This is a genomic window from Acinetobacter sp. YH12106 (assembly GCF_013418995.1).
GTDB lineage: Bacteria > Pseudomonadota > Gammaproteobacteria > Pseudomonadales > Moraxellaceae > Acinetobacter > Acinetobacter pseudolwoffii.
This window is the reverse complement of the sequence record NZ_VPAV01000017.1, coordinates 1-26,304: the sequence shown is the minus strand read 5'-3', so window position 1 is coordinate 26,304 and position 26,304 is coordinate 1. Positions and strand designations below refer to the sequence as shown.

General features: G+C 42.4%; 28 protein-coding genes and 1 pseudogene. 17 read left to right on the top strand and 12 right to left on the bottom strand.

Translation table 11 applies throughout. The annotated features are described in order from the left end of the window. Window positions 1-2: 2 nt before the first annotated feature. Window positions 3-1,061, bottom strand: coding sequence for an endolytic transglycosylase MltG (gene mltG / locus FTU45_RS11525; RefSeq protein WP_100329040.1), 1,059 nt, complete (start codon window positions 1,059-1,061; stop codon window positions 3-5). A 1-nt stretch (window position 1,062) separates the two neighbouring features. Continuing rightward, window positions 1,063-1,875 carry an aminodeoxychorismate lyase gene (gene pabC / locus FTU45_RS11520; RefSeq protein ID WP_159516070.1) on the bottom strand — a complete coding sequence of 271 codons (813 nt, stop codon included), beginning with the start codon at window positions 1,873-1,875 and terminating at the stop codon, window positions 1,063-1,065. A 159-nt stretch (window positions 1,876-2,034) separates the two neighbouring features. Here pabC and FTU45_RS11515 point away from each other — a divergent pair, with 159 nt between their 5' ends. From FTU45_RS11515 to FTU45_RS11480, 8 genes are all read left to right on the top strand, one after another. Further along, entirely contained in the window at window positions 2,035-3,042 is a 1,008-nt protein-coding gene (locus FTU45_RS11515; RefSeq protein WP_005097566.1) for a sulfate ABC transporter substrate-binding protein, read from the top strand. Window positions 3,043-3,220: 178 nt separating this feature from the next. Next, window positions 3,221-4,234, top strand: coding sequence for a sulfate ABC transporter substrate-binding protein (locus FTU45_RS11510; RefSeq protein ID WP_180076427.1), 1,014 nt, complete (start codon window positions 3,221-3,223; stop codon window positions 4,232-4,234). Between the two features lie 29 nt (window positions 4,235-4,263). Then, the gene (locus tag FTU45_RS11505) at window positions 4,264-4,869 is read left to right on the top strand and encodes an alpha/beta hydrolase (RefSeq protein ID WP_005097569.1); all 606 of its coding nucleotides are present in this window, start codon (window positions 4,264-4,266) and stop codon (window positions 4,867-4,869) included. Window positions 4,870-4,956: 87 nt separating this feature from the next. Beyond that, window positions 4,957-5,790: a sulfate ABC transporter permease subunit CysT gene (cysT, locus tag FTU45_RS11500; protein ID WP_005097570.1), complete on the top strand. Its 834-nt coding sequence runs from the start codon at window positions 4,957-4,959 to the stop codon at window positions 5,788-5,790. After that, window positions 5,787-6,680, top strand: a complete 894-nt coding sequence (gene cysW / locus FTU45_RS11495) for a sulfate ABC transporter permease subunit CysW (RefSeq protein WP_005097571.1) — start codon at window positions 5,787-5,789, stop codon at window positions 6,678-6,680. The genes cysT and cysW overlap by 4 nt, the downstream gene beginning before the upstream one ends. A gap of 11 nt (window positions 6,681-6,691) precedes the next feature. Further along, on the top strand, window positions 6,692-7,753 hold the full coding sequence (locus FTU45_RS11490; RefSeq protein ID WP_180076426.1) for a sulfate/molybdate ABC transporter ATP-binding protein: 1,062 nt from the start codon (window positions 6,692-6,694) through the stop codon (window positions 7,751-7,753). A gap of 54 nt (window positions 7,754-7,807) precedes the next feature. Further along, window positions 7,808-8,731, top strand: a complete 924-nt coding sequence (locus tag FTU45_RS11485; protein WP_180076425.1) for a CysB family HTH-type transcriptional regulator — start codon at window positions 7,808-7,810, stop codon at window positions 8,729-8,731. Window positions 8,732-8,845: 114 nt separating this feature from the next. Beyond that, a complete protein-coding gene (locus tag FTU45_RS11480) occupies window positions 8,846-10,048 on the top strand; it encodes an outer membrane protein transport protein (protein ID WP_180076424.1) in 1,203 nt (400 codons plus the stop codon). A gap of 60 nt (window positions 10,049-10,108) precedes the next feature. On the opposite strand, the gene carO is transcribed toward FTU45_RS11480, so the two are convergent. Then, window positions 10,109-10,840, bottom strand: a complete 732-nt coding sequence (gene carO / locus FTU45_RS11475) for an ornithine uptake porin CarO type 6 (protein WP_180076423.1) — start codon at window positions 10,838-10,840, stop codon at window positions 10,109-10,111. 318 nt (window positions 10,841-11,158) lie between these two features. Here carO and dapD point away from each other — a divergent pair, with 318 nt between their 5' ends. The 5 genes from dapD (at window position 11,159) to FTU45_RS11450 (ending at window position 14,495) form a co-directional block, all read left to right on the top strand. Beyond that, window positions 11,159-11,980: a 2,3,4,5-tetrahydropyridine-2,6-dicarboxylate N-succinyltransferase gene (gene dapD, locus FTU45_RS11470; protein WP_005097576.1), complete on the top strand. Its 822-nt coding sequence runs from the start codon at window positions 11,159-11,161 to the stop codon at window positions 11,978-11,980. 131 nt (window positions 11,981-12,111) lie between these two features. After that, window positions 12,112-12,822 (top strand): 7-carboxy-7-deazaguanine synthase QueE, encoded by a 711-nt coding sequence (gene queE, locus FTU45_RS11465; protein WP_100355703.1) that lies wholly within the window; start codon window positions 12,112-12,114, stop codon window positions 12,820-12,822. 35 nt (window positions 12,823-12,857) lie between these two features. After that, the gene (gene queC, locus FTU45_RS11460) at window positions 12,858-13,526 is read left to right on the top strand and encodes a 7-cyano-7-deazaguanine synthase QueC (protein ID WP_005170088.1); all 669 of its coding nucleotides are present in this window, start codon (window positions 12,858-12,860) and stop codon (window positions 13,524-13,526) included. 16 nt (window positions 13,527-13,542) lie between these two features. Further along, window positions 13,543-13,956 carry a hypothetical protein gene (locus FTU45_RS11455; RefSeq protein WP_005170085.1) on the top strand — a complete coding sequence of 138 codons (414 nt, stop codon included), beginning with the start codon at window positions 13,543-13,545 and terminating at the stop codon, window positions 13,954-13,956. Window positions 13,957-14,036: 80 nt separating this feature from the next. Next, window positions 14,037-14,495, top strand: a complete 459-nt coding sequence (locus FTU45_RS11450) for a peroxiredoxin (protein ID WP_005170083.1) — start codon at window positions 14,037-14,039, stop codon at window positions 14,493-14,495. A gap of 166 nt (window positions 14,496-14,661) precedes the next feature. Here the strand turns inward: FTU45_RS11450 and FTU45_RS11445 are convergent, their stop codons facing one another. Next, on the bottom strand, window positions 14,662-15,225 hold the full coding sequence (locus FTU45_RS11445; protein ID WP_051064995.1) for a YceI family protein: 564 nt from the start codon (window positions 15,223-15,225) through the stop codon (window positions 14,662-14,664). Between the two features lie 440 nt (window positions 15,226-15,665). Next, window positions 15,666-16,271, bottom strand: a complete 606-nt coding sequence (locus FTU45_RS11440; RefSeq protein ID WP_005097584.1) for a LysE/ArgO family amino acid transporter — start codon at window positions 16,269-16,271, stop codon at window positions 15,666-15,668. Between the two features lie 103 nt (window positions 16,272-16,374). Between FTU45_RS11440 and FTU45_RS11435 the strand changes: the two genes are divergently transcribed. Then, on the top strand, window positions 16,375-17,280 hold the full coding sequence (locus FTU45_RS11435) for a LysR family transcriptional regulator ArgP (protein WP_100329049.1): 906 nt from the start codon (window positions 16,375-16,377) through the stop codon (window positions 17,278-17,280). Window positions 17,281-17,285: 5 nt separating this feature from the next. Here FTU45_RS11435 and FTU45_RS11430 read toward each other — a convergent pair whose 3' ends face one another. Continuing rightward, a complete protein-coding gene (locus FTU45_RS11430; RefSeq protein WP_005097586.1) occupies window positions 17,286-17,855 on the bottom strand; it encodes a nicotinate-nicotinamide nucleotide adenylyltransferase in 570 nt (189 codons plus the stop codon). A 101-nt stretch (window positions 17,856-17,956) separates the two neighbouring features. Here FTU45_RS11430 and FTU45_RS11425 point away from each other — a divergent pair, with 101 nt between their 5' ends. Together FTU45_RS11425 and FTU45_RS11420 are read left to right on the top strand one after the other, a co-directional pair. Continuing rightward, window positions 17,957-18,757 carry an enoyl-CoA hydratase-related protein gene (locus tag FTU45_RS11425; protein WP_005097587.1) on the top strand — a complete coding sequence of 267 codons (801 nt, stop codon included), beginning with the start codon at window positions 17,957-17,959 and terminating at the stop codon, window positions 18,755-18,757. Between the two features lie 73 nt (window positions 18,758-18,830). Beyond that, a complete protein-coding gene (locus FTU45_RS11420) occupies window positions 18,831-19,634 on the top strand; it encodes a nitroreductase family protein (protein WP_005097588.1) in 804 nt (267 codons plus the stop codon). Window positions 19,635-19,860: 226 nt separating this feature from the next. Here the strand turns inward: FTU45_RS11420 and FTU45_RS11415 are convergent, their stop codons facing one another. From FTU45_RS11415 to FTU45_RS11405, 3 genes are all read right to left on the bottom strand, one after another. Then, complete coding sequence (locus FTU45_RS11415; protein ID WP_100329051.1) at window positions 19,861-21,330, bottom strand: carotenoid oxygenase family protein; 1,470 nt, start codon at window positions 21,328-21,330, stop codon at window positions 19,861-19,863. Window positions 21,331-21,470: 140 nt separating this feature from the next. After that, window positions 21,471-21,788 (bottom strand): hypothetical protein, encoded by a 318-nt coding sequence (locus FTU45_RS11410; RefSeq protein ID WP_005097590.1) that lies wholly within the window; start codon window positions 21,786-21,788, stop codon window positions 21,471-21,473. A 29-nt stretch (window positions 21,789-21,817) separates the two neighbouring features. Then, window positions 21,818-22,693 carry a LysR substrate-binding domain-containing protein gene (locus FTU45_RS11405; protein WP_100329052.1) on the bottom strand — a complete coding sequence of 292 codons (876 nt, stop codon included), beginning with the start codon at window positions 22,691-22,693 and terminating at the stop codon, window positions 21,818-21,820. Between the two features lie 171 nt (window positions 22,694-22,864). On the opposite strand from FTU45_RS11405, the gene FTU45_RS11400 reads away from it, so the two are divergent. Further along, a complete protein-coding gene (locus tag FTU45_RS11400) occupies window positions 22,865-24,607 on the top strand; it encodes an FAD-dependent monooxygenase (protein WP_100329053.1) in 1,743 nt (580 codons plus the stop codon). A gap of 209 nt (window positions 24,608-24,816) precedes the next feature. On the opposite strand, the gene FTU45_RS15495 is transcribed toward FTU45_RS11400, so the two are convergent. From FTU45_RS15495 to FTU45_RS11390, 3 genes and pseudogenes are all read right to left on the bottom strand, one after another. Next, window positions 24,817-24,942 (bottom strand): KGW motif small protein, encoded by a 126-nt coding sequence (locus FTU45_RS15495; protein WP_252357259.1) that lies wholly within the window; start codon window positions 24,940-24,942, stop codon window positions 24,817-24,819. 352 nt (window positions 24,943-25,294) lie between these two features. Next, window positions 25,295-25,741: a hypothetical protein gene (locus FTU45_RS11395; protein WP_157799600.1), complete on the bottom strand. Its 447-nt coding sequence runs from the start codon at window positions 25,739-25,741 to the stop codon at window positions 25,295-25,297. Window positions 25,742-26,193: 452 nt separating this feature from the next. Then, window positions 26,194-26,304 (bottom strand): annotated as a pseudogene (locus FTU45_RS11390) (IS701 family transposase); the annotation flags it as partial.

The following is a 26,304-nucleotide window of genomic DNA, read 5'->3' as shown; positions in this document are numbered from 1 at the left end:
ACTCATTCCTTATTCTTCGAGCGTAAAATGGTCAGATACTCCTGCACTGCTTTATTGTGATCATTCAGATTGGTCGTAAACGTATGTCCGCCATTGCCCGTGGCGACAAAATAAAGGTTGTCAGAATTATCCGGATGCATGGCTGCTTCAATGGCTTTCTTACTTGGCAGTGCAATTGGCGTTGGCGGCAAACCAGACATGGTATAGGTGTTATACGGCGTCGGCGTACGTAAATCCTTGCGGGTAATATTGCCATTATAGGCATCGCCCATTCCATAAATCACGGTAGGATCGGTCTGTAAACGCATGCCAATTTTTAAACGGCGCACGAACACTCCAGAAACCTGTTCTAGCTCACTATCCACACTGGTTTCTTTTTCAATGATCGACGCCATGATCAGCGCTTCATATTTATTCTGATAGGGCAGATCAGTCACGCGTTTTTCCCAGGCCTGATCCAGTGCCTTCATCTGGCGCTGATACAGATTGGTTAAAATTTTACGGTCAGTTTCACCTTTAGCAAAGAAGTATGTATCCGGTGCAAACAGACCTTCAGGATGTGAAAATGGAATATTGAGCTCTTTAAGGAGTTGTGCCGTTGGCAAATGTGACACTTCTTTGGTCACCAGATCATCTTTCTTCAAAGCATCAATCAGCTGTTTGAATGTGGTTCCTTCAATCACCAAAATCCGGTTCATCTGGGCATTTTCAGCATTGGAGATCATATCCAGAACCTGACGAATACTCATGCCCTGGCGCACTTCATATACGCCAGCTTTCATGGTGTCATGAATCAGGATGCGCTGATAAAGCTTGAGAATAATCGGGAAACTGACCTGTTTTCCTTTGGCCAGACGGTCAATAAAACCAGAATAGGTTTCCCCTGACCCAATCGCCAGCAGCTGTTTTTGTCCGTCTACAGGATAGTCTTTCCACAAACTACTTTTTAAGACCAGTACCAAAATCAAGGCAAGTCCAATCAGGACGAAGGCAATTCCTTTGAAAAGTGACGAAAATTTGGCTGTATTGTTCTTTTTGGCTTTAGACTTGGAAGCTGACATATTAAGACATCTGATTTAATCGAAGACGGTTAAAAAGCTCAATACAAGCATCGCCATCCAGGGATCGCTGCTCAAATTGAGTGACAATTTTCATCGGGTTTAGCGCATTACAAAAAAACAGACTCTGAATATGGGCTATTTCCTCCATATCGATGTAACGTTGCTGACAGGCAATTCCCTGATCTTGCATCCGTTGTAGAATTTCTGCACGCATCACCCCAAAGACGCCATTATAACGAAGTTCCGGCGTAATCCATGTATTGTTTATACAAATGAAACAATTACTGCTCACCCCTTCGACAACCCCGCCCTGTACATCTGTCACCAGTGCCTCAGACCAACCGCGCTGATCCGCCTCCTGCTTGAGCAAAACCTGCTCCAGGCGATTCAAGGTTTTTAGTCCGACCAGACCCGGCATGGTCAATCCCAGTGCCTGCTGTAATACCCCACTTTGGATCTGTTCATACTTTAAATCATGTAGGGCTTGAGGATAATAAAATACCCACAGATCCGCCGGATGCTCTGGCAAACTATAGCCCCGCTCGCCGACTCCACGACTCAGCACGATCTTTAATGTTCCATTCAGCTGACTTTCTGATTCACGTAAAAGTTCCAAACTTTCTGCAATCAGAGCTAAATCAGCATGCAAACTTAATTTTTGATTACTGAGCTGCAAACGTGCCAGATGACGATCATATAATTCCACCCGGTCCTGTCGAATCCGGGCCGTGCTAAAACAGCCATCACCATAATGAAAGGCCCGATCGAGTACTTCTATCCCACTGACATGTTTCGCATTTTTCAAACAGAGCATATTTTATTGCCTCTCAAATCAACAATTGAGTACTGAGAGATAAGCTCCATCGATTTATCTCTTTTACTCACATCAAATGCATTTTTAATTATTTTTTATGCAAAATATCTCCAGCTATTCTTGCCTTATCCAACAAAAGCTAAAAAAATTGAGGCAAAAATGAATATTGGTAAATTAAAAATTGGGGTATTGGCTGCACTGGTTTCGGCCACTGCTTTCAGTGTGTCTGCAAAAGATTTCCTGAACGTGTCTTATGACCCAACCCGCGAATTATATGACAATTTTAATAAGGAATTCAGCGCATACTGGAAAAAAACCACGGGTCAGGACGTGAACTATAAACAGTCGCATGGCGGTTCAGGTAAACAGGCCCGTGCTGTGATTGATGGTCTGGATGCAGACGTCGTGACCCTCGCGCTAGCGGCCGACATTGATGAAATTGCAGCGAGAGGTCTGCTGCCTAAAGACTGGCAGAAACAATTCCCGCAAAACTCGACCCCCTATACCTCCACCATCGTCTTTCTGGTCAAAAAAGGCAATCCAAAAGGGATTAAAGATTGGGGCGATCTGGTGAAGCCTGGAGTAGAGATCATTACGCCAAACCCGAAAACTTCTGGCGGTGCACGCTGGAACTATCTGGCGGCATGGGCATGGGCCAAACATCAACCTGGTGGCAATGACAGCAAAGCACAAGATTTCGTGCGTCAAATTTATAAACAGACCAAAGTTCTGGACTCAGGCGCACGTGGAGCCACCACCACTTTTGCTGAGCGCGGGATCGGTGATGTATTACTGGCTTGGGAAAATGAAGCCCATCTCGCTACTCGTGAACAGCCGGGTAAATTTGAAATCATCACGCCAAGTCTGTCAATTTTGGCCGAGCCACCGGTGGCAATTGTAGAAAAAAACGCCAAGAAAGATGGCAATGAAAACCTGGCCAAAGCTTATTTGAATTATCTGTATTCTCCTGCGGGGCAAACTGTGGCTGCGAAGAACTTCTATCGTCCACGTAATAGCGAAGTATTAAAGAAATATAGCAGCGTATTTAAACCTTTAAAGTTAGTCACCATCGACAAAGAATTTGGTGGCTGGACCAAGGTACAAAAAGCACATTTCGATAATGGCGGGATCTTTGATCAAATTGTAAAGGTAAATCATACGAAATAATGAGGCAGTCCAGCAGAAACAATGGCCTTTATTGATAAGGCCATTTTCATTTCAATAACTTCAGCTCTGTCTTATCTTTTTTTTTCATATAAAATTCGTTTTTATTTATTTTTTACGCATAAAGAATAGGTTTATTCTGCAGCTATGTTACAAAACGTGTAAGAAATTGAGGTTTCTAATGAGTATTTCAAAAACAATAAAACTTGGGGTTCTGGCTGCTGTGATTTCGGCAACCTCATTGGGTGCTTCAGCACGTGATTTTCTGAATGTTTCCTACGATCCGACACGTGAATTGTATGAAGATGTCAACAAGAGTTTTGGCAAATACTGGGAAAGCCGTACGGGTCAAAAAATTAACTTCAAGCAATCCCATGGTGGTTCTGGTAAACAGGCCCGCTCTGTTATTGATGGCTTGAATGCAGATGTGGTGACTTTGGCCCTCGCAGCCGATATTGATGTGCTTGCAGAAAAAGCCAAATTATTGCCAGCAGACTGGCAAAAGAAACTGCCACAAAACTCGACACCGTATACCTCAACAATCGTATTTTTGGTGCGTAAAGGCAACCCCAAAGGGATTAAAGACTGGGGCGATCTGATGAAACCGGGTGTCGGCATTATTACCCCGAATCCGAAAACATCAGGTGGCGCGCGCTGGAACTATCTGGCGGCATGGGCATGGGCTAAACATCAGGCCGGTGGCAATGACACGACTGCACAAGAATTTGTTCGCCAAATTTATAAAAACACCAAAGTCCTGGATTCAGGTGCGCGTGGTGCAACCACCACCTTTGCCGAGCGTGGGATCGGTGATGTCTTGCTGGCCTGGGAAAATGAAGCGTACTTAGCGATTCGTGAGCAACCAGGTAAGTTTGAAATTATCACACCAAGTCTGTCTATTCTGGCTGAACCGCCAGTGGCGATTGTAGAAAAAAATGCAGCGAGAAAAGGCAATAAGCATCTGGCTCAAGGTTATTTAAACTTCCTGTACTCGCCATTGGGTCAAGACCTGGCAGGCAAACATTATTATCGTCCACGCAGTGAAGTAGCTTTAAAGAAATATAATCATGTGTTCAAACCACTCAAACTGGTGACGATTGATCAGGAATTTGGCGGCTGGGCAAAAGTGCAAAAAGCGCATTTTGAGAATGGCGGTATTTTCGACCAGATTGTGAAGGCAAACAGCGCGAAGTAATTCGCAGCTGATCTGACAGGAGCATCGACATGATACATACGCTTATTGTTCCAGGTGTAGGTGGTAGCGAATACAATCACTGGCAAACATGCTTACAACATCAGCTCAGTCGATGCTCTCGTGTGCAACAAAAAGATTGGAATCATCCCGTTTTGCAGGAATGGATCACTGAATTTGTCAAAGCCCTGCAAGATATTCAAGATGATGTACAGATTGTAGCGCACAGCTTTGGCTGTTTAACCTCGGTCGCAGCACTGGCACAACATCCAGAATTGACTGCTAAAGTTAAAAAGCTGATTCTGGTCGCGCCGGCCAATCCGGCACGTTTTGGGGAAAATGGTTTTGTTCGTAACAGCCAGACCGATTACAGCCATTATTTTCAGCAAGTGCAGATTCAGGTTCCGGCCACGTTATTAATCAGTGAAAATGATCCCTGGTTAAGCTATGCAGACGCCCAGTTTCTGGCCAAAGCCTGGAAACTCAAACCGATTAATCTCGGACAGGTGGGGCATGTCAATGTCGCTTCAGGATTTGGCCCTTTTCCTGAACTTGCCCAGTATTTGATTTCAGAAAAGACTATGCAACATATCAGCAATACTGATGACAGCAAGTATTATTTCAAATTTGCATTTTAGTCGTTGCAAATTATGCTTGTGTCCAATTTCTTTTTTTAATTTTCGCTGGTTAGTTTTAACCAGCTTTCTCTCTTTTGAGGAGTCATCATGTCGCAGCGATCCCGAGTGCTGCCAGGATTTGGTCTTTCTCTAGGCTTTACCCTAGCGTATTTATCATTAATCGTTTTAATCCCGCTGTCTGCTGTTTTTATTAAATCACTGGGCATTGGCTGGGAAGGCTTGTGGGAAATCCTGAGCTCTGAACGTATTCAAAAATCCCTACAACTCAGTTTCAGTGCAGCCATTATTGCTGCGCTGGTGAATGTGGTGTTTGGCCTGTTATTGGCCTGGTGTCTGGTACGTTATAGCTTCCCGGGCAAACGTATTGTCGATGCCTTGGTCGATTTGCCTTTTGCGCTGCCAACAGCGGTGGCCGGTATTGCCTTGACCTCTTTATATGCGCCGACTGGCTGGATTGGTCAGTATCTTGAACCGATTGGTATTCAGGTTGCTTATACCCCGATTGGTATTACGCTGGCTCTCATCTTTATTGGCCTGCCTTTTGTGGTTCGTACCGTACAGCCGGTACTCAGTGATCTGGAAACTGAACTGGAAGAAGCTGCATCTGCACTCGGGGCAAATCGCTTGCAAATTGTGACCAAGGTAATTTTCCCGATTTTACTTCCTGCGCTTATCACTGGCTTTGCGTTAGCTTTCGCTCGCGGTGTTGGTGAATATGGTTCGGTGATCTTCATTGCCGGGAATCAGCCTTTTGAAACAGAAATTGCCCCACTGATGATTATTTCCCGTTTAGAAGAATATGATTATGCCGGTGCAACCACAATTGCGGTGGTGATGTTGCTGATTTCATTTGTCCTGCTGTTCCTGATTAACTTACTGCAAGCTTGGGCCAGCCGCCGTACCGGGAGAACTGCACGATGAGTTTGAATACCAACAGCAATGCACTGGCTGAAAAACTGCAATCCCGTGATGCAACCCGTGAGCCAACCTGGGTACGTTATACCCTGATCACTATTGCACTGATTTTTTTCTTGAGCTGCCTGATCCTGCCTTTGATTCTGGTTTTTGTGGAAGCCTTTAAACAGGGAATTGGTGTCTATACACAGGCATTGGTGCATCCAGATACTTTATCTGCAGTCAAACTTACACTTTTGACTGCTGCAATCGCCGTACCGCTGAACGTGGTATTTGGTGTCGCTGCGGCATGGTCAGTGGCGAAGTTTAACTTTCGGGGTAAATCCTTCCTGACCACCTTGATTGATATGCCATTTTCGGTCTCTCCCGTGATTGCCGGTTTAATGCTGGTACTGATTTTCGGTACGCAAGGCTGGATGGGGTCCTGGTTAATGGACAATGACATCAAGATCCTTTATGCAGTGCCTGCCATTGTCCTGGCGACCATCTTTATTACTGTACCCTTCGTGGCTCGTGAGTTAATTCCATTAATGGAAGCACAAGGCACGGAAGAAGAAGAAGCTGCGATTGTGCTCGGTGCATCTGGCTGGCAAACTTTCTGGAAAGTGACCCTGCCAAATATCAAATGGGGTCTGATTTACGGCGTGATTCTGTGTAATGCACGGGCCATGGGTGAGTTTGGTGCGGTATCGGTTGTATCCGGTCATATCCGCGGTGAAACCAATACTTTACCGCTACACGTCGAAATTCTTTATAACGAATATACCTTTAGTGCTGCGTTTGCCGTGTCTTCGCTTCTGGCTCTCCTCGCAATTGTCACCCTGATTTTAAAAACATGGGTGGAACTGCGCCAGGAAAAACAGGACAAACGTAATCAAGATTCTACAGTTTCTTAAGGAATGCCAACATGAGTATTCAAGTACAAAATATTGAAAAACACTTTGGTGCATTCCATGCACTTAAAAATATCTCGCTGGATTTTCCAGATGGTCAACTGGTGGCCCTGCTCGGCCCATCAGGTTGCGGCAAAACCACCCTGCTACGGATTATTGCAGGTCTAGAATCTGCAGATGGCGGTCAGGTCATTCTGGAAGGTCAGGATGCGACCAATGTTCATGTACGTGAACGTGAAGTCGGCTTCGTGTTTCAACATTATGCCCTGTTTCGTCATATGACGGTATTTGACAATATTGCTTTTGGTCTGCGTGTTCGCCCACGTAAAACCCGTCCATCTGAAGCGGAAATTAAAAAACGTGTTACGCGTTTACTTGATTTGGTTCAGCTGGGTTTTCTGTCTGACCGTTACCCTGCTCAGCTTTCAGGTGGCCAGCGTCAGCGTATTGCATTGGCACGTGCCTTAGCCGTTGAACCGCGTGTGCTGTTGCTAGATGAACCTTTCGGTGCACTGGATGCCAAAGTCCGTAAGGAATTACGTCGCTGGTTACGTACCTTGCATGATGAGTTGCACATCACCTCGATCTTTGTGACCCACGATCAGGAAGAAGCACTGGAAGTGGCCGATCAGATTGTGGTGATGAACAAAGGTAATGTCGAACAGATCGGTTCGCCACGTGAGGTCTATGAAACGCCGGCAACCCCATTTGTGTTTGATTTCTTGGGTCAAGCCAATCGTTTTGAAGGCCAGAACAACGGCGGCATTATTCAGCTCGGGCAAGATCGCATTCACTTTGATGGCGCAAAAAATGCTGCTCAAGGTGAAGTGATTTTATTCGCACGTCCTGATGAGCTGCGCATTCATGCACAGCCACAAGACAATGCCATTCAGGCCACCTTCATACGTGAATTATGGATTGCCGGTAAAGTCGTTGCAGAACTGAATGACCGTCAGGGTAACTTGATTGAAATTTTACTGACACCTGATGAAGCAAGAGCACACCAATTCCGCCCCAATCAAACCGTGTGGTTAAGTGCGGTGAACTTGCATTTATTTGAAAATCAGGTCGCTTAAGACCAAAAGATGGGGCTTCGAAATGCCCCATCCTCTTCTAGGGTAAAGAGAATTATGAATTTCCAACAATTAAGAATTATACGAGAAACGGTTAGACAGAACTTTAATTTAACTGAAGCCTCAGCTGCACTTTATACTTCGCAGTCTGGAGTAAGTAAGCATATTAAAGATCTGGAAGATGAGCTTGGCGTGCAGCTGTTTATCCGTAAGGGTAAGCGTCTACTGGGTTTAACCGAGCCGGGTCAGGCACTATTAGGGATTGTGGAACGCATGCTGGTCGATGCCGATAATATTAAGCGACTGGCTGATGATTTTAATAAAGTTGATGAAGGCACCTTGACCATTGCCACCACGCATACCCAGGCGCGCTATGTGCTACCGCCGATTGTCAGCCAATTTAAAAAAGAATTTCCTAAAGTACATTTGATTCTGCAACAGGCCAGCCCGGTAGAAATCACGGAAATGCTGCTGCAAGGTCAAGCCGATATCGGTATTGCAACCGAAGCACTGACGACTGAAGACAATCTGGTCAGCGTACCTTATTATAACTGGCAACATAGTATTATTACGCCGCAAAATCACCCACTTGCAACTAAAGATCAGATCCGGATCGAAGATCTGGCCCATTACCCGATTATTACCTATCATGGTGGTTTTACCGGTCGTTCCAAGATTGATACTGCCTTTGAAGAAGCCGGCTTTGATGTCGATATCGTCATGTCCGCACTCGATGCCGATGTGATTAAAACCTATGTGGAAATGAATATGGGCGTCGGCATTGTCAACGATGTCGCTTATGACCCGGAGCGTGATTACCGTTTAAAGCAGATTAAAACGGATATTTTTGGCATGAATACCACCTGGATTGCGGTACGTAAAGGACATTTACTACGTGGTTATGGCTACGAGTTTATTTCCCTGTGCTCGCCGGATGCCGATATTAAAGCGCTTAAAAAAGTCGCCTATCCAGACGAATAAAAATATATAAGTTTTCAATCAAAGAGGCCAGCGAGCCTCTTTATTATTTTCAAGTGGATACTCTGTATAAATATCAAGCATAATCACATTAATAATAAATTGAATTATACCAATATGATCGACAGCAAATTTGCTCTTTTCTGTATGGGCTGCGCTTTTTCTGGGTCAGGTTATAGCGCTGCTTTTGAACAGTCCAATCAAAGTATTCAGTCTTTTTTTGAAAAAAATCATTATGCTGAAATTTCATTGGCTTGGGTTCGCCCTGATATTAGCGGTCAGGTACAGCATACCGAGCAGCTGCAACAACTGGGTATTACTGACTTTTCTACGGGCCAACTTGCCAGTACGCAATTTATTTCTAATGTTGCCTTAAAATTACAGCTTCACCCTCAACTATCATGGGGACTGATTTATGATCAGCCTTATCATGTAGATGTGGCTTATAGTTATAATCCTGTTTTTGCAGGTGAAGCGCTTTCTGTTGAGGCCGCGACTATCAAGTTTGATAGCCACAATCTCACATCATTAATCGGCTTCCAACCGGATAATCACTGGAATTTTTATACAGGGCTAAGTTATCAAAGTCTGGAAGGAAGCTTATATTTATCCGGGCAAACCTTTTATATATTTAATGGTTATCGGGCTACATTTGAACAAGATCCCGCTTGGGGCTGGCTTGCAGGATTCAGTTATCAACTACCCGAATATTTTTTTAGAACTGCGCTGACTTACCGTTCAGCCATTGCTCACCATCATAAAACTGCTGAATCGATTGTCGTAGGCACCAATCCCTCCCCCTATACCCAGATTCAAACCCCTCAATCCATCCATCTGGATTTTCAAACAGGATTGCCTTATCAAAATGCCTTTTATGGCACACTGCGTTGGTCGAACTGGCAAAATTTTGTCATTCAGCCGCCTAAATTCGGTGCAGTGATTGACTATGCGGCCTTACAGTTCCCAGAATTAAAATCATTCAGGATGATTGATTATCGGGAGGATCAATGGTCTGCCAAAATCGGTCTGGCGCATCAATGGCCCTCCTTTGGCATAAACTCTATCGAGCTTTTATGGGATTCCGGTACAGGAAATCCGGCTTCGACATTAAATCCGAGTGATGGATATTGGGGTATTGGACTAGGTCATCTTTACAAGATTCAAGATACTTGGGATATTGCCACAGGGTTCTATTATTTAAAATTTCAAAAACCTGAGGTCTCAACATCTGAGTCACTTATGCCTCAGATTGCAGGCTTATCCGCTGTTTCTGATAATAGTGCCTGGATCATGGGCTTAAAACTGGGTTATCACTTTTAAAACTTTCATTACAACGCATAAAAAAACGAGCCGAAGCTCGTTTTTTTATGCAGCTCAAGCTTAGAAGCGGAAGCTTACACCCAGTTTTGCTACAGGGAACCATTCATATTTGTTATCTTCGCGAATTTTACGTTCTTCATTTTCAATCGCTGTACCTACGCTAGGAGAACCCTCGACAGGTGCAAGACCCGTAGCGATCAAATCCACGGTTGGATTACCATTGTAGTATGCACCAATTTCACCAAATACGCCCCAACGGTTGGTAATTGCCGGAGAGAAACCAAGTCCTACATAAGGAGCGATGTTATTTTTATAGGATAGCTTACCGTTTACGCGACCTTCTGTGGCACCTGTAGCAAGCTGATAATCATTGTTATCAATACTTAAGGTTTCACCGCCACCGATACGTCGAGATAGATCGTAATCATTATCAATGTAAGCGACACCAGCAGCCATGTAGAACCAGTTTGCCCAAGGACGAATTTCAGCATTTAAATAAGTCAGATTGTTGTCCATATCTAGATCATATTTTGTACCGTTAATTGATAAATCATCAGACCAGGAAATGTCACCACCGTTATAACCTAGAGTCACGCCTACATATGGGTTGGCATTCCAAGAAATTGCCCCGCCATAACCTGTAGTACCGACTTCAGCACGAACAGCTGCGGGTTTAAAGAAAGAAAAAGATGCCACACCTTCATCTGTTACGATTGTTTCATCAGCAGCCATAGCAGAGCCAGCTGCTGCAGCCAAAATGGAAACTGCTAAAATTTTATGTAAAGACTTCATTATTTCTCTCCTCAAAAGAACTTATTTTGATCATTAGTTATTCGTGATGGGTTCAATATAAAGGACTTAAAAAATATTTTTTATTCATGTTTTGCTGATCTTTTGTTATTTTTTGATACAAATTAGTTTTTCTTGTTGATAACCTGGCTTTTTCTAACACTTCTACTACATTTTAAAATAATGAAAAATAACACTTATCACGTTCATTATTTCAAACTTCCCACACTTTTGGCTATTTTTCATCTATTTTCAGTCTGCTCAACTATTTTTAATGCAATATAGTGTAAAATCTAGAAAATTTTTTCTGGAAGGAAGATCATGTCGCAGCTTTCAACAATCATTGAAAAAGCGTTTGAAGATCGTGCGAATTTCACAGCTGCAGATTGCCCTGCTGAAATCCGTCAAGCAGTTGAGGACGTAATTGCTGGTCTAGACAATGGTACTTTACGTGTTGCTGAAAAAATCGATGGTGAATGGATTGTTCATCAATGGATTAAGAAAGCGGTATTGTTATCATTTAAATTAAACGACAATAAACCAATGCAAGCTTGTGATCTTCGTTTCTATGACAAAGTAGATACTAAATTCTCAGACTGGACTGAAGAACAATTCAAAGCGGCTGGCGTACGTGTAGTTCCTCCTGCGGTGGCGCGTAAAGGTTCATTCCAGGCTAAAGGCGTGATCTTGATGCCTTCTTATGTCAACATCGGTGCCTATGTAGATGAAGGTACGATGGTGGACACATGGGCAACTGTGGGTTCATGTGCACAGATTGGTAAAAATGTTCACTTGTCTGGTGGTGTTGGTATTGGTGGTGTACTTGAACCACTTCAAGCCAACCCGACTATTATTGAAGATAACTGCTTTATCGGTGCACGTTCTGAAATCGTTGAAGGCGTGATCGTTGAAGAAGGCTCTGTAATTTCAATGGGCGTATTCATTGGTCAATCGACCAAGATTTATGATCGTGCCACTGGTGAAATTCACTATGGTCGCGTACCAGCAGGTTCAGTCGTTGTTGCAGGTAGTCTGCCTTCTAAATGTGGTACTTACAGCCTTTATGCTGCGATTATCGTGAAAAAAGTAGATGCGCAAACTCGTTCCAAAACCAGCCTGAACGATCTATTACGCGAAGACTAATATGTCTTAACTTAGAGGGCACATTGGTGTTCCTCGGAGCTTCAAGCGCTCCCCGTCTCTACGATCAGTCATGATCGTAGGGATTTTTATTTTTATACCCGGTTATTTATTTCTCAGTGGTTAGTTTTGTTATGAATACGCTTCGTTCTTCCGCAATTCCAGTTTCTGATCCGTCTGCGGGTTTACGCATTACGGAGATCTTCTATTCATTACAAGGTGAAGCCAATGCTGCGGGCTTGCCAACGGTTTTTATCCGCTTAACCGGCTGCCCGTTACGCTGTACATACTGTGACACCACCTATTCATTTGAAGGTGGTCAGCGTCAGTCTCTGGATGAAATTATTCAGACCACGCTCGATTTTAAAACACCCTATGTCTGTGTGACCGGTGGTGAACCACTGGCTCAACCGAATGCCCTGCCTTTAATGCAGCGCCTTGCTGATTTAGGTTGTGAGGTTTCTTTAGAGACCAGTGGCGCTTTAGATGTTGCTAAAGTAGACTCGCGCGTTTCCAAAGTTCTAGATTTAAAAACCCCAACTTCAGGTGAAGTTGCACGAAATTTGTTATCCAATCTGGATCATTTAACGCCACATGATCAAATCAAGTTTGTGATCTGCAACCGTGAAGACTATGAATGGTCAAAGCAGCAGCTTGAACAGTATCAGCTTCAAGAGAAAGTCAGTACAGTCTGGTTCTCGCCTGCATTTGCGGTTGAAAAAGGCGCGGTTCGTTTACCGCAACTGGCGCGTGATTTGGCTCAGTGGATTTTAGAAGACCATCTCCCTGTTCGTTTCCAGTTACAGCTGCACAAGTTGTTATGGAATGATGAAACTGGTCGTTAATTTTTTGTAAAGTTACTTTTTTGGAGAATCAGCTTATGCGCCCTCGTGCCATTGTTCTGTTATCTGGCGGATTAGACTCAACTACATGTCTGGCTTGGGCACAGGCACGCTACGAATGTATCGCGATCAGTTTTAAGTATGGTCAGCGTTCAACCACAGAGCTGGATGCAGCCAAAGCACTGACTCAAGCTGCCGGTGTGGAACATCGTGTGATTAATATTGATCTGGGCAATCTGGGTGGCTCAGCCCTTACCGATCATAGCATTGAGGTGCCTGATCATGAACAAGCCGGTATCCCGATTACCTATGTTCCGGCACGTAATACCATCTTCCTGTCTTATGCTTTAGCCGCTGCGGAAGTATTTAAAGCCGAAGCAATTGTGATCGGAATTAATGCGGTTGATTACTCGGGCTATCCGGATTGCCGACCGGAATTTATTGACGCATTTGCCAACATGGCACGCCTTGCGACCAAGGTTGGCGTAGAGGGTCAGGCGCTCAAATTTGAAACACCTTTGTTACATTTATCCAAAGCAAATATTATTCGCTTAGGTATTGAACATGGCGTAGACTACAGTCAAACGGTGTCATGCTATCAAGCAGATGACCAAGGACGTGCCTGTGGCAAATGTGACAGTTGCCGTTTACGTAAACAGGGTTTTGCGGACGCAGGTGTTGAAGACCCGACACGTTATATACCGTAATAACAAGGTAGAGTTTATGAAGAATTTAAAATCAAGCATCGTGCTTTCAGCAATTGTTTCAGCTGCTGCTATGTTCGCAACAACGGCTCAGGCAGCTGATGACAAATTACAACAAGCTTATAAAAGCACCAATGTAAAATCTGCATTGATCAATGTTTGTAAAGATGAAACTGGCAAAGGTAAAAAACTGACCGCTGCTGAAGTCAGTAAATATTGTACTTGCGCTGTTGAAGCAGATGGTAAACTAACCAATGCACAAAAATGGGAAATCCAAAGCACCATTAATCAGAAGAAAAGTCCTGGAACTTTAGCTTTTGTACAGAAGCAGAATAAAGACCTGCAAGCATGTTTTGGTCCACAGTTAACAGGCAAACTGAAAACTTTGACTGAAGAAGCAATGAAATCAGCTCAAGCTGCGCCGAAGAAATAATATCTCATTATTCTTTGATGAAATAAGCCACTATAATGTGGCTTATTTTTTTGAAAAATTTAAATAAAACAGGAGTTAATATGACTGCCATCAGTTTGCTTGACCAGAGTTTCCCTGCAACGACAGCTGAAATCAATTTAACCCAGCTGGATACAGAATGGCTGGTGATTTATTTTTATCCTAAAGATTCTACTCCGGGTTGTACCACTCAAGCCGTCGGATTTTCTTGTTTAAAAGATCAGTTTGATGCTTTAAATACCACCATTATTGGCGTATCTCGTGATTCGGTCAAAGCCCATCAAAATTTTACTGAAAAGCAGAATCTGAGTATTAATCTGATCAGTGATAAAGAAGAAATCCTGTGTAATCACTTTGATGTGATTAAAGAAAAAAACATGTATGGCAAACAAGTCATGGGGATCGAGCGTTCGACTTTTATTTTCCATAACGGCGAACTGGTCAAAGAATATCGTAAAGTCAAAGCCGCAGGTCATGCCGAACAAGTCCTGGAAGATTTAAAAGCTCTGCAAAGTGCTTAATTGACTATTTCCTGCAAGGATAAAAGCTCGAAAAAATCGGGCTTTTTTTGTGATTACTTTGATGTAATACAAGCATTTTATATGTCTTCTATGCTTCAATTTTTAAAGCTAAGCAATAGACATGCAGCAGTCTATTAATCTGAAAAAAGACTGTATTCAAACACCCTTAATTAACTTCACAATGACCCGAGAGATGCAGATTCACTTTCTCCCCTACGCCTGCGATCCCCTTTCTCATGCCGAAATCACTGCGGTTAATCACTGCAAATGCCTGGACTTCGAGCAAGTTGTCATTAGACAGACTCGACTTAAAGGTTGTTTCAAAAATCACCGGTTTGGTCACACCACGCAAAGTCAAATTACCTAAAACATTGTATTTACCATTGCCCAGGTCTTTAAACTGGATACTTTTAAAACTTACCGTTTTGTATTTTTCAACATAAAAAAGGTCTTCACCCAAAATCATATGTTTCAATAACGGTTTATTAAAACTCAAACTCTCCACATCCATGACCAGATGCGTTGAAGCATTTTGCGGTGCCTTGGCATCAAACTGCATGCTGGATTGCACCTGATTAAACTTGGCTTTGACCACAGTCAGTCCCATTGACTTGATCTCAAAGCCGACATCACTTTTAGGAGTGAGCGTCCATGATTTTGCAAAAGTCTGACTGCTGAAAAATAAACAGATTGCCAGGCCAATCAGTCCAGTTTTTATTGTTGTTTTCAATTTTAAATCCACCTTGTTTAATTTCTTATTGATCGGATTTAGATACACGCTTCAAGCTGAAATTAAATTTTCTTTTCAGTTTTAGAATTTTTGTTTTCGTTATTTTTATACCAGTTAACTGAAGTTTTTGTAAAACCCTTAGTGACTAATGGAAAAAATAATCGTTAGTATTTATTTTTAAGAAATGGCTTAATCGAAGTATGCTCATCGAATGGAGACTGTTAATACTTTGATTTTAAAATTCATCTCCTAAATATGATCATATATTCCAACAAAATCTGAAGTAAAATTTGCTTACACAGCGAGCACTGCAAACTCCATTTTCTATTGTGATTCTCTTTGAAAAATGTTTAGACAAATATCAATTACAGACCTTACTCGCATTCTCTTGTTCAAAATATAAAAATCCTCAATTGAGGATTTTTATATTACCAGTTGAATTAAATACTTAGAATTAATGACCCTGCGACGATCCACATGGTACAAGCAATGAGAGCATCCAGAACCTTCCAGGCATGGCGATGCTGAAACCAGGGTGTCAATATCTTTGCCCCATAGCCCAAGCTAAAAAAGAAAAACCAGGATGCACACACAGCACCAAGCGCAAACCACCATTTTCCTAGGCTATATTGCGTTGAAATTGAACCAATCAGGATGACGGTTTCTAAATAAACATGCGGGTTTAACCAAGTAAATGCCAGACAGATCATCAACACTTGTAAAAAATGTGCTGTAACTTGATCACTTGGAGCCAAAACTTCTGTTGATTTAAATGCATTGATTGCATGTTGCAGACCATAATAAAACAGGAATCCTGCGCCAATATATTTAGAAAACATAACCGCATTTGGATAATGTTCAATGATGTGAGCAAAACCAAAAACACCTAATAATATCAAAATAGTATCAGACAAGGCACACGTCAAACAGACCAGGAAGATATGCTGCTGTTTTAAACCCTGTTTTAGTACAAAGGCATTCTGCGCCCCGATACTGACAATCAGGCTCATACCTACAGCAAAGCCACTGACCATATAACTGAACATCACATTCCCCTTTTTTGAATACATGAATTATTCAACAAAAAGGAAGCTATTCATTAAAACTAAGTTAATATCAATTTAACTAAATTTTTCTTAGATTGTAGCGATGCTGAATGCGAAACAATGTGATGCTTTTTACGCGGTTGCAAAAACTGGAAGTTTTGATCTGGCGGCAGAACAACTCAATATTACTGCCTCAGCAGTGACCCTTCGTGTTCAGAGTCTGGAAAAACAATTGGGACACTTGCTGCTGGTGAGAGACCGGCCTTGTCGCGTGACTCAATCTGGACAAACTTTATTGCATTATTTACAGCATCAGCGTTTGCTAGAACAGAATTTGATGCAGGATTTGGGCGGACAGGTACAACAGGAAGGTTTTTACTGTCTGAATATTGCCACCAATGCCGATTCACTTGCGACCTGGTTATTGCCGACCTTACAAGCCCAACTGATCCAGCATAAAATTGTGCTGCATTTTCAACTGGATGACCAATCACAAACCCATCATTTACTGGAAGCCGGACTGGTCAATGCCTGTTTGAGCACTGAAGCCAAAGCCATGAAAGGCTGTCTGGCCGAGCGGATTGGACAAATGCACTACCGTCTGGTTGCCACGCCTGAATTTGCCCGGAACTGGTTTCAACAAGGAATACATCGTGATGCCTTACGCCACGCACCGGCGATTCTGTTTAATGAAAAAGACCAGTTGCATACCCAGTATATCCAGCAAGAATTTGGCCTGAGTCCGGCACAATATCCTCACTTTTTTATTCCATCGACGCATGCATTTTTTGATGCCATTGTCATGGGCTTGGGTTATGGCTGGTTGCCGGATTATCAAACCCGGCATTTGCTGGAATCAGGACAATTGATTGAACTTTCCGGTGAAATGCGAATTGAAGTCCCCTTGTATTGGCATCACTGGAAACAGCAGTCTCCTGCTCTGGCGATTCTGGGTGAATGTTTAAAACAGCATGCTCAGACCACCATGAATCAGCCTCTAGCCATCTGATCGAGTCAGGCCAGATTGCTTTTATCCTTCTGGACAAATTTTTGACTGAGTTGCTGATAGGTTTCGGTATGCTGGAATTGCTCTAGAAACTCAATCGTGCCTTGTGGAAATTTATCCCGTTGAATTTCACCGCGATAATAAGCTTCACGCATCGGCGTAGCGGATAAAGCACCTTCTAGGCTTTCCAGTTCGACCATTTCCCATTCCGGGAAAAATTTTAAATAATATGAAGAATCATCTTTAAAATGTCCAATCAGTCCGACTTTGGCATTCGGTTCTATGGCCTGATTTATCAGCGATTTCACCAGTTTTTGCCATTTTTCATCGTTATAAACATCAATGACTTCTACAAATTGAATCCGCGCCTGATCTTCCGGACTAAAATTTGCAAGGATCATGGCTTCACGTTCCGAAGCCAGAAATGGATTTTTGATATTGCGTTCATTCTGCGCAGAACCAAGGGCCAAAATCACATTTTGACTGTGTTCCAAAGCAATCTGAATGGTTTGCATATGCGCCAGATGAAAAGGCTGAAAACGGCCAATGAAAACCAGATAATCAAATGTATAGTTCATAACAGATCATTTTTATGACTCATGAGTTGTGCCGCCCCAATAAATATGCGACATAATCAATCTCATAAAATCAAATTAAGTTTTAAAGCAAGGATAGTACGATGACACTGAGCTGTATTCAACAACCTCATGAGCATTTGCATGCGAATTTAGAACATGGCGTACTCACTTTAGCCATCAATCGCCCGGAAGCGAAAAATGCCTTATACAGCGAGCTGTATTTATGGATTGCTCAAGCGCTCGATGAAGCAGATCAGGACAATCAGGTGCGTGTGGTGGTGTTACGCGGTCAGGACACGGACTTTAGCGCGGGCAATGATATGCAGGATTTCATGAAATCTGCTGCCAAGAAAGGTCAGGCCCCTGCGGCTGAAGGCCCGCCCTTTATTTTACTCAAAGCGGCTGCCAAGTTTTCCAAGCCTTTAATTGCAGCGGTACGTGGCGTTGCAATCGGGATTGGGGTAACCATCTTATTGCATTGTGACTTGGTCTATAGTGACAATACTGCCCTGTTCCAGATTCCATTTGTCAGTCTGGGCCTATCGCCTGAAGGCGCTTCAAGCAAATTGCTGATTCAGCAGGCGGGCTATCATAAAGCGGCTGAATTATTGCTGACTGCACAAAAATTCAATAGCGAAAAAGCACTCGGTGCCGGTCTGGTGAATAGTATTGAAGAAGATGCCTATGCGGCTGCACAAAAACAGGCGCAGACTTTAGCAGCATTACCTTTGGCATCTTTGAAGCAAACCAAAGCCTTGATGAAACATAATCTGGATGAAATTGTGGCCTGCATCGATCATGAAGCAGAAATTTTCATGCAGCGCGTTGGCTCTCCGGAAATGCTGGAAGCCGTACAAGCTTTTATGCAAAAACGTAAACCTGATTTCACACAATTCAACTAATTTTCAAACTTAGGATCTCAATGAGCTGGTTTAGACTGCCTCATTGATTCCTTTACCTGTAAGAATAAAGAATATGTCTACTGAAAATTCATCCATTATTGCCCAGTCTCCTGAAACCATTGATAGCGCCAATCCTGATAAAAAACGTTATTATGAACCTGCTCCACAGGATATTGATGTCGATAATTTCCGTAAAGTGATCGAAAGTCGTCGTTCAGTGCGTAAATTTACCAAAAAACCAATTCCAGAAGATGTACTTGATGCTTGTCTGGATCTGGCGTTGCTGGCTCCCAATTCGTCAAACTTGCAGCCCTGGACATTTTATGTGGTACAAAACCCAGCGAAGAAAAAGCGACTGGTCAAAGCCTGCATGAGCCAACTGGCAGCAAAAACGGCTTCTGAGCTGATTATCTGTGTGGCACGTACCGACCGTATTGATGAAATGGCCAAACGGAATGTCAATGAATTTCCATATCCGGAAGCGCCAGCTGCCATCAAAAAATACTATAAATACATTCCATATAACTATAAAACCGGTTATTTAAATGTCTTTGGCAACTTTAAAAAAGTGGCTTTCAAAGTTGCCCGCACTTTAGATAAACAGATGCCTGTTTCTGCCTTTAGTCCAAATGATGCCAAACTTTGGGCAACCAAAACAACGGCACTGGCTTGCGAAAATCTGGTCTTGGCCTTACGTGCTTATGGTTTTGACAGCTGCATGATGGAAGGTTTTGATGAACCGATGGTACGCGATATCTTGGGCTTAAATGATCAGCAATATCCAGTCATGGTGATTGGTGCAGGTGAACGCGCCAAAGACGGCGTGTTCTTCCCGCAATACCGTTTTGATCGTGAGTTATTTATCCAGAAAGTTTAACAGTAGCAATAGAAGAATAAATCTTTGATTTGATATTCTTGGCGATATGAATACCACTCTTAGGCAGAGATTCAGAAATGAATTTTCTGCCTAACCTGGGATCTCGGTTAATTTAGACCTACCCTTCTCATCCTTCAAAGTAACATCAACCTATTAAATAAAGATTTAAATCTTCACGCGATATGAGACTGTGCCAGCACCCAAAGTGCTTATGCATCATCAAAATCTAAGAATAATAAGTTCTCAATTTCCGGTCATCCATCCAGTTACAATGAAATCCGACGGGTACACGAACCGGTAAATGAATCGTGGCAATAGGCCCCTTCTGAATATATTGCGCATCTAAAATCACCACTTTCGATGGACTGCCATCCAAGGCGTGTAGATAAGACATCAGCCAGCCATCATTTTCTGTTTGAGCACCTTCTCGGGCGACAAAAACTGCCTCACCTGTAACCCAGTTTGCTCCAAAGGAATAGCTTGCTGTACTGCCGGTTTCCAGATCATGGTACAAGAGTGTATTACTGCTAACATGATAAGGATCATCAAAGCCGGCAAAGGAAATACTATAGACATAGCGATAAGGCCGCCCTGTATAGGCTTCATTGATCCGCGGAAATTCCTGCTTGATATTGGATAATACAGTTCGAGTGACTTTTCCTGTTTGCTGCTCGAAGATCAATCTTTCCAGCCGAATCTCCTGATCTTCTATTGGTCCCTGAATGGAACTGACCAGTGCCTTGGAATGTACCACTGCATCCATCACTACATCACCTGTGTTCAGGTCATAAGCATTGACCGTATGAAAAATAAAACAGGGATCAATCTCATACCAGCGGATGTCTGCCGCACTGCCACCAAAAGGCAGCATACCTATACGAGCCTGATGTTTAGGATTCCATTGATAGGGTAATAGTGAGCCTTTTAAGGCACTACGCATAGAAAAGTTGACATTCAAATCCAGAATCAGCACCTGAGATTGAGTAATGGCACAGTCATGCACCATCGGGCCATGTTTGACTGGAATTTCGACATGATGTTGCAGTTTGCCTTGAGCATCAATATGTAAATAAAAAACCTGATGATGATTCAAGGCATCATAACAAACCGCATGAATATCTCCTGTTTCCGGGTCGATATGCGGATGAGCCGTAAACGGTAAATCCTGATCATTTTCAAAAAGTTGATGCCGTTTTGATTCCAGTTCACGATTTACTTCGATCGGATAAGCCCCCGCTTCGACCAGTGCCCAGATTTTCCCGGCAAAGTGGATGATATTGGTATTGACCGCATCCGCGACTCCACGCGTTTTCCCTAAAATCTGGGGTCTATGCAATTTTTTCTGCACACTGGCCGATCCGACATAAGCACTTTTATAGCAATGTGCTTCACCAGCTTTGAGTTTCAGCGCGTGAATCATGCCGTCACCGGTGAACCAGTGATAATTTCGTGGGTTCTTTACCGTGATCGGATTCGGGCCAATCCGCATCAGCGCACCTTCTAGTTCTACAGGAATTTGCCCATCTACCATCAATTGAGTAGCAAAATGCTCCTGTCGTTGTGGCGCAAATATGCCATCCAGATAGGGATTGTCATGAGAATAGGGAATGCGGCTATGCAGGATTCCCGCACCATGTTTGATAGTTTTACTGAGCGTATTCTTGAGGATATTGCCGAGCTGTTTTGACCACTGCATTATTATTTTCCTGTTTTATTTTTATGATGATGACTGATTTTATACTCATAAAAGGAGGTTAATCATTTTAAACAGATAAGCTGATGGTACGCTAAAACACGATGCGCACCATTACTTCTAGCAGCAATAAGGTTGCACGTTTAGACTTTAATATCCAGGAGCTGAATAAACTCAAAAGCAGGCTCTTCATAAGGATGGCTTGCTTTCAGAGCTTTGGCGACCTCGACCGCCTTTTCATCAGCAACCAGCATTTCTACTCGCCACTCTTCAACCTGCTCTAATTCCCCGACTTCACCAATATAAGGATCTGCACCTTGCTGCGCTTTAAACTGTCCTGTTCCCAGTACCTGCCAGGCACAGTGGGTATAATCTCCGATGCCGCCTGCACCCGCTTTAAACAAGGCTTCCTTAGTCACTTCAAGATGTTCATCTGGTACATAATAAATGAGTTTTAGCATGTTTCCCTTCAACATTTTCAATGGCTTATTTAAGATCTATTGTCCAGTGCCTGGGTAATAATATTCAATGCAGAATTATGAGAATTCTTGTTAAATGTTGCATAAAGTCCTAATTGTGGCAGGACTTGATCTGTTTGCACGATTTTCACATGCTCATTTAAAAAACGCAGCAGATATTCCGGGACGAAGCTAAAACCCATGCCCATATTGATCAGGTTAATATGTTGCAACACATTGGTAACCCACAGTATTTGGTCATGCTGCAATTGTTCAAAAGACATCAGGTGATTCAACTGCGCATAAAAGACTGGCGAGGCATTTTGCTCACACATAATCAACTGATGATTTTTCAGTTCTTGTAACTTCAATGGCCGATCTGTGGGATGTAAATACTCGGCTGCCACCAGATAAATCTGTTCATTCATTAAATGAATATTGTCAAAATCGGGATGTTGCAGACAATAGCGGGTAAAGCTCAAATCCAGCTCGGCATTTTTCAGGCGTTGAATCTGCTCCATACAGGTCAGACTATGCAGATGAATTTTTAAATCAGGAATATTCTGCTTCAGTTTGGCCAGAATATTTGGCATCACTTTCAGTTCTGCAACATTTAAAAAGCCAATATGGATCTGGTTATTTTTCTGCTGCGCCACCTGACGCGCCGCGGCAACTGCCAGTTTGGCACTTTCAAGCGCCTGTTCAGCATGAATCAGAAAAGCTTGCCCCTCATCGGTCAGTTTGATTTGCCGGGATGAACGGTCAAACAGCATTACACCGACTTCCTGCTCCAGATCCTTAATCTGCTGACTTAAAGAAGGCTGCGCCGTGAACAGCTTATCTGCTGCTTTGGTAAAACTCTGTTCCTGAGCTACTGTTAAAAAAGCACGTAAATGTCGAAGTTCCATAAACTCAGCCGCATATTCTCAGGCATTTTAAGCTGCCAAACGAGAAAGTAGTAAGAATCTCAATAGACCTATAGTTTATATGAATACTCCTATTGTATTGCCTGAATTTCACTACACTGGATTGTAAATATATTCAAATCTTGTTCTTCAGACAGACACATGGAGTCATGTATGACACAGCATTACGATACTGACGTATTGGTAATTGGCACAGGACCTGCAGGATCGACCTTAGGTTTAGCACTGGCAAACTATGGAATTAAAGTTCAACTCTTCACACAGTTTAACTGGCTGGCCAATAGTCCACGTGCACATATTACCAATCAGCGTGCTATGGAAGTATTACGTGATTTAGGCATTGAAGAACAAGTCAAAGAAATTGCGACACCGTGGGAACACATGGGCGAAAGCCTGATTACCACCAGTCTGGTCGGTGAAGAAATTGCCCGTTTAAGCGCTTGGGGCACAGGTGATGAACGTCATGGCGACTATATCAAAGGCAGTCCATGTCCATTGGTGGATTTGATTCAGCCGAAAATGGAAGCCTTACTGGTCAAGAATGCCGGTGAGCGCGGTGCAATCTATAACTTCAATACTGAATATTTATCGCATGTTCAGGATGAAAATGGTGTCACCGCTACTTTCCTGAACCGGATTACCAACACAGAATTTAGTTTAAGAGCCAAATATCTGATTGGTATGGATGGCGCACGCTCAAAAGTGGTTGAGCAACTTGAGCTACCACTCGAAGGTGTGATGGCGCGTGCGGGTACAGTCTATGTGACTTTTAAAGCCGATTTAAGCAAATATATTCAGCACCGCCCTGCCATTCTGCAATGGATCGTCAATCCTGAAGCCAGCTTTGGTGATCTCGGCATGGGCTTGCTACGTGCCATTACGCCTTGGAATGAATGGATTATGGGCTGGGGCTTTGACATTTCCAAAGGCGAGCCACAAGTGACTGAAGAACAGGTTCGATCGCGTCTGAATACATTTGTTGGCGCTGAAGTGGAAGATGTTGAAATCCAAAAACTGTCCTACTGGTATGTAAACCAGACTTGGGCAACTGAATATTCTAAAGGCCGCGTGTTCTGTGGTGGTGATGCTGTACACCGTCACCCGCCTTCAAGCGGTTTAGGTTCAAATACCTGTATGCAGGATGCGTTTAACCTTGGCTGGAAACTCGCCTATGCAATCAAAGGTTGGGCCGCACCTTCCCTCCTCGATTCATATACGTCTGAACGTGCGCCTGTAGGCAAGCAGATAGTCGCACGTGCCAACCAGTCTCGTTTTGACTATAAGCATTTAAAAGAAGTCTTTGGTTTTGACCAAGGCATCACTACGCAAAAACAAATGCTGGAACGTATTTTTGCTGAAGATGAGCAAGGTGCCGAAATTCGTAAAAAGTTATTTGAAGCACTTGAGATTAAGCATTTTGAATTTAATGCCCAAGGTGTTGAACTGAATCAGCGCTATAGCTCAAATGCGGTAATGAATGAAGCTGAGCCTGAGATCTTTGACAAAGATGAACAGCTTTATCTGCAAGCCACGACTCGTCCAGGTGCCAAAGTTCCACATACCTGGCTAATCAATAGCAAAGGCCAAAAGCAATCCACTTTGGATATTAGCGGTAAAGGCCGTTTTACCTTACTGACAGGTTTATCAGGTAAAGGCTGGAGATTGGCTGCCGAGACTCTAGATTTACCTTATTTAGATGTAATTCAGATTGGTTCACGTGAGTATCGTGATGTCTATGGTACTTGGAATGCCAAGTCTGAAGTTCATGAATCAGGTGCGGTGCTGGTTCGTCCAGATGGTTATGTGGCTTGGCGTTATCAGGACAGTACCAATGCATCTTTTGATTATGAAAATACGTTAAAGGCGGTATTGAAGCAGGTTCAACTTATAATCTAACTATTCCATCAATCATATTTAATTGACCATCGACATGGATGTCACCTGTCAGCCTGTGGGATATAGACATTCTATCAGTCTGACGAAGGATTTTGGTTACCTTACGGAATATATCCCTCATCCTTCAAAGTAACGAATATTCTTATAAAAAAGTAAGTCTAACAATTTATGAAAAAATCACCTCAACGGTGGTTTTTTAAATCAGATAATTAAGAGCCTTGAAGTAAATAACTGCCCACAACAAACAATATTTGTAGTCCTACGACAATAGCAAACAACATCCAACCTTTCTGACGCATTGCCGCCTTATCCATTATTCCAAGTGTTTTAGCCATGTCATCACCTCATACTTGAGAATTGATATTGAACTGATCTATTCCATCTTTCTTTTATAGTGCAATAAAGTTGTGCATAAAACATACCATAGCACTTTATATACAATATGAAAGCAAAATCTAAACCAAGTTCAGTGGGAGAAGTTAAATTAAAAAATCAGAATGCTTAAAAAGCAAAAATCCACCCCAAGGTGGATACGAATTAAGTAATTATAGATATTTTTAAATTATTTTTCCATAAAGTATAATTAAGTTAATATTTTTAAATGTTATTTATTGAAAATTAAGAAAATTAATGATTAGTAATTTTCTGATATTTCCACATGAGAAGTGACTTTGCTGTAAGCATGAATTATTCATTACATAAGTTCTCATTTGGAAGTGTGATACTTTTACCATCCATCGCTTTACTAAAAGCTAAATACGCCTTAAAGCGCTGTTTTGTGTTTGTGGTGACTGCAATGACATGCTGAACGACATTGGATGGTTTGTACAAAGTATCTTGAGAAAAACGCTCGTAAATGCAGCCTATCGCGCGCGATTTTTCAAATGCAATTTTTCGTAGCGGGTATTGCTGAGAAGTATCGAGTAATAAGCTCTCTTGCAGAACCATAGCCAATTGTTTTACCGCCTGTCTTTGTTCCATATTTATAAAATTCTTTTCAATATAAAGATCAACATCATCACGAATTCCATTTTGATTCACATCAGGGCCTTCGATATCGCGATCACGATTGAGTTTCGGCAAATAACCACTTTGTTTTATTTTATCTAAATGCTTGATATTAGCTCGCCACATGTATGTATCACACCCCGCCAATGTGAATAGTGAAATAAGTAAAATGCACCTTGAGAATCTGATAAATATTCTTGGCATGAGGTACCTCTTTATTTTATATGCATCATCATTGTCAAAAAGCTCAACATCTATCCTGAATCTCAATATATTTTCATGATTTAGTAGATCTGTAGTGTTTACGATATTTCATATAAAAGATCGCAACAGCGATCAAATGCAAAGCTAAACACAAGATGATTTTTAAATGTGGACTATACAGCTCATCCGACATTTTTTCGAAGAGAGTCAAATAAACCAGACTATAGGAAACGAGTCCTAAAATGGTTATTGCCGTTATTTCTATTTTTAAATATGCACCATCTGCAAAGTTATAATCTGCACTAAAACACAATAATGCAAAGATAAAATATGTAAATATTCTCATGATTTAAACTGGTAGGACTTACGCACTATTATTTATAGATTCTCTGTGGTAGCAGATGATTTTTATCGAGAATAAAGTCATCAATGAAGTTTTTGATAACTGGTCTAAATAATTTCTTCTGCCAACGATATACATTTTC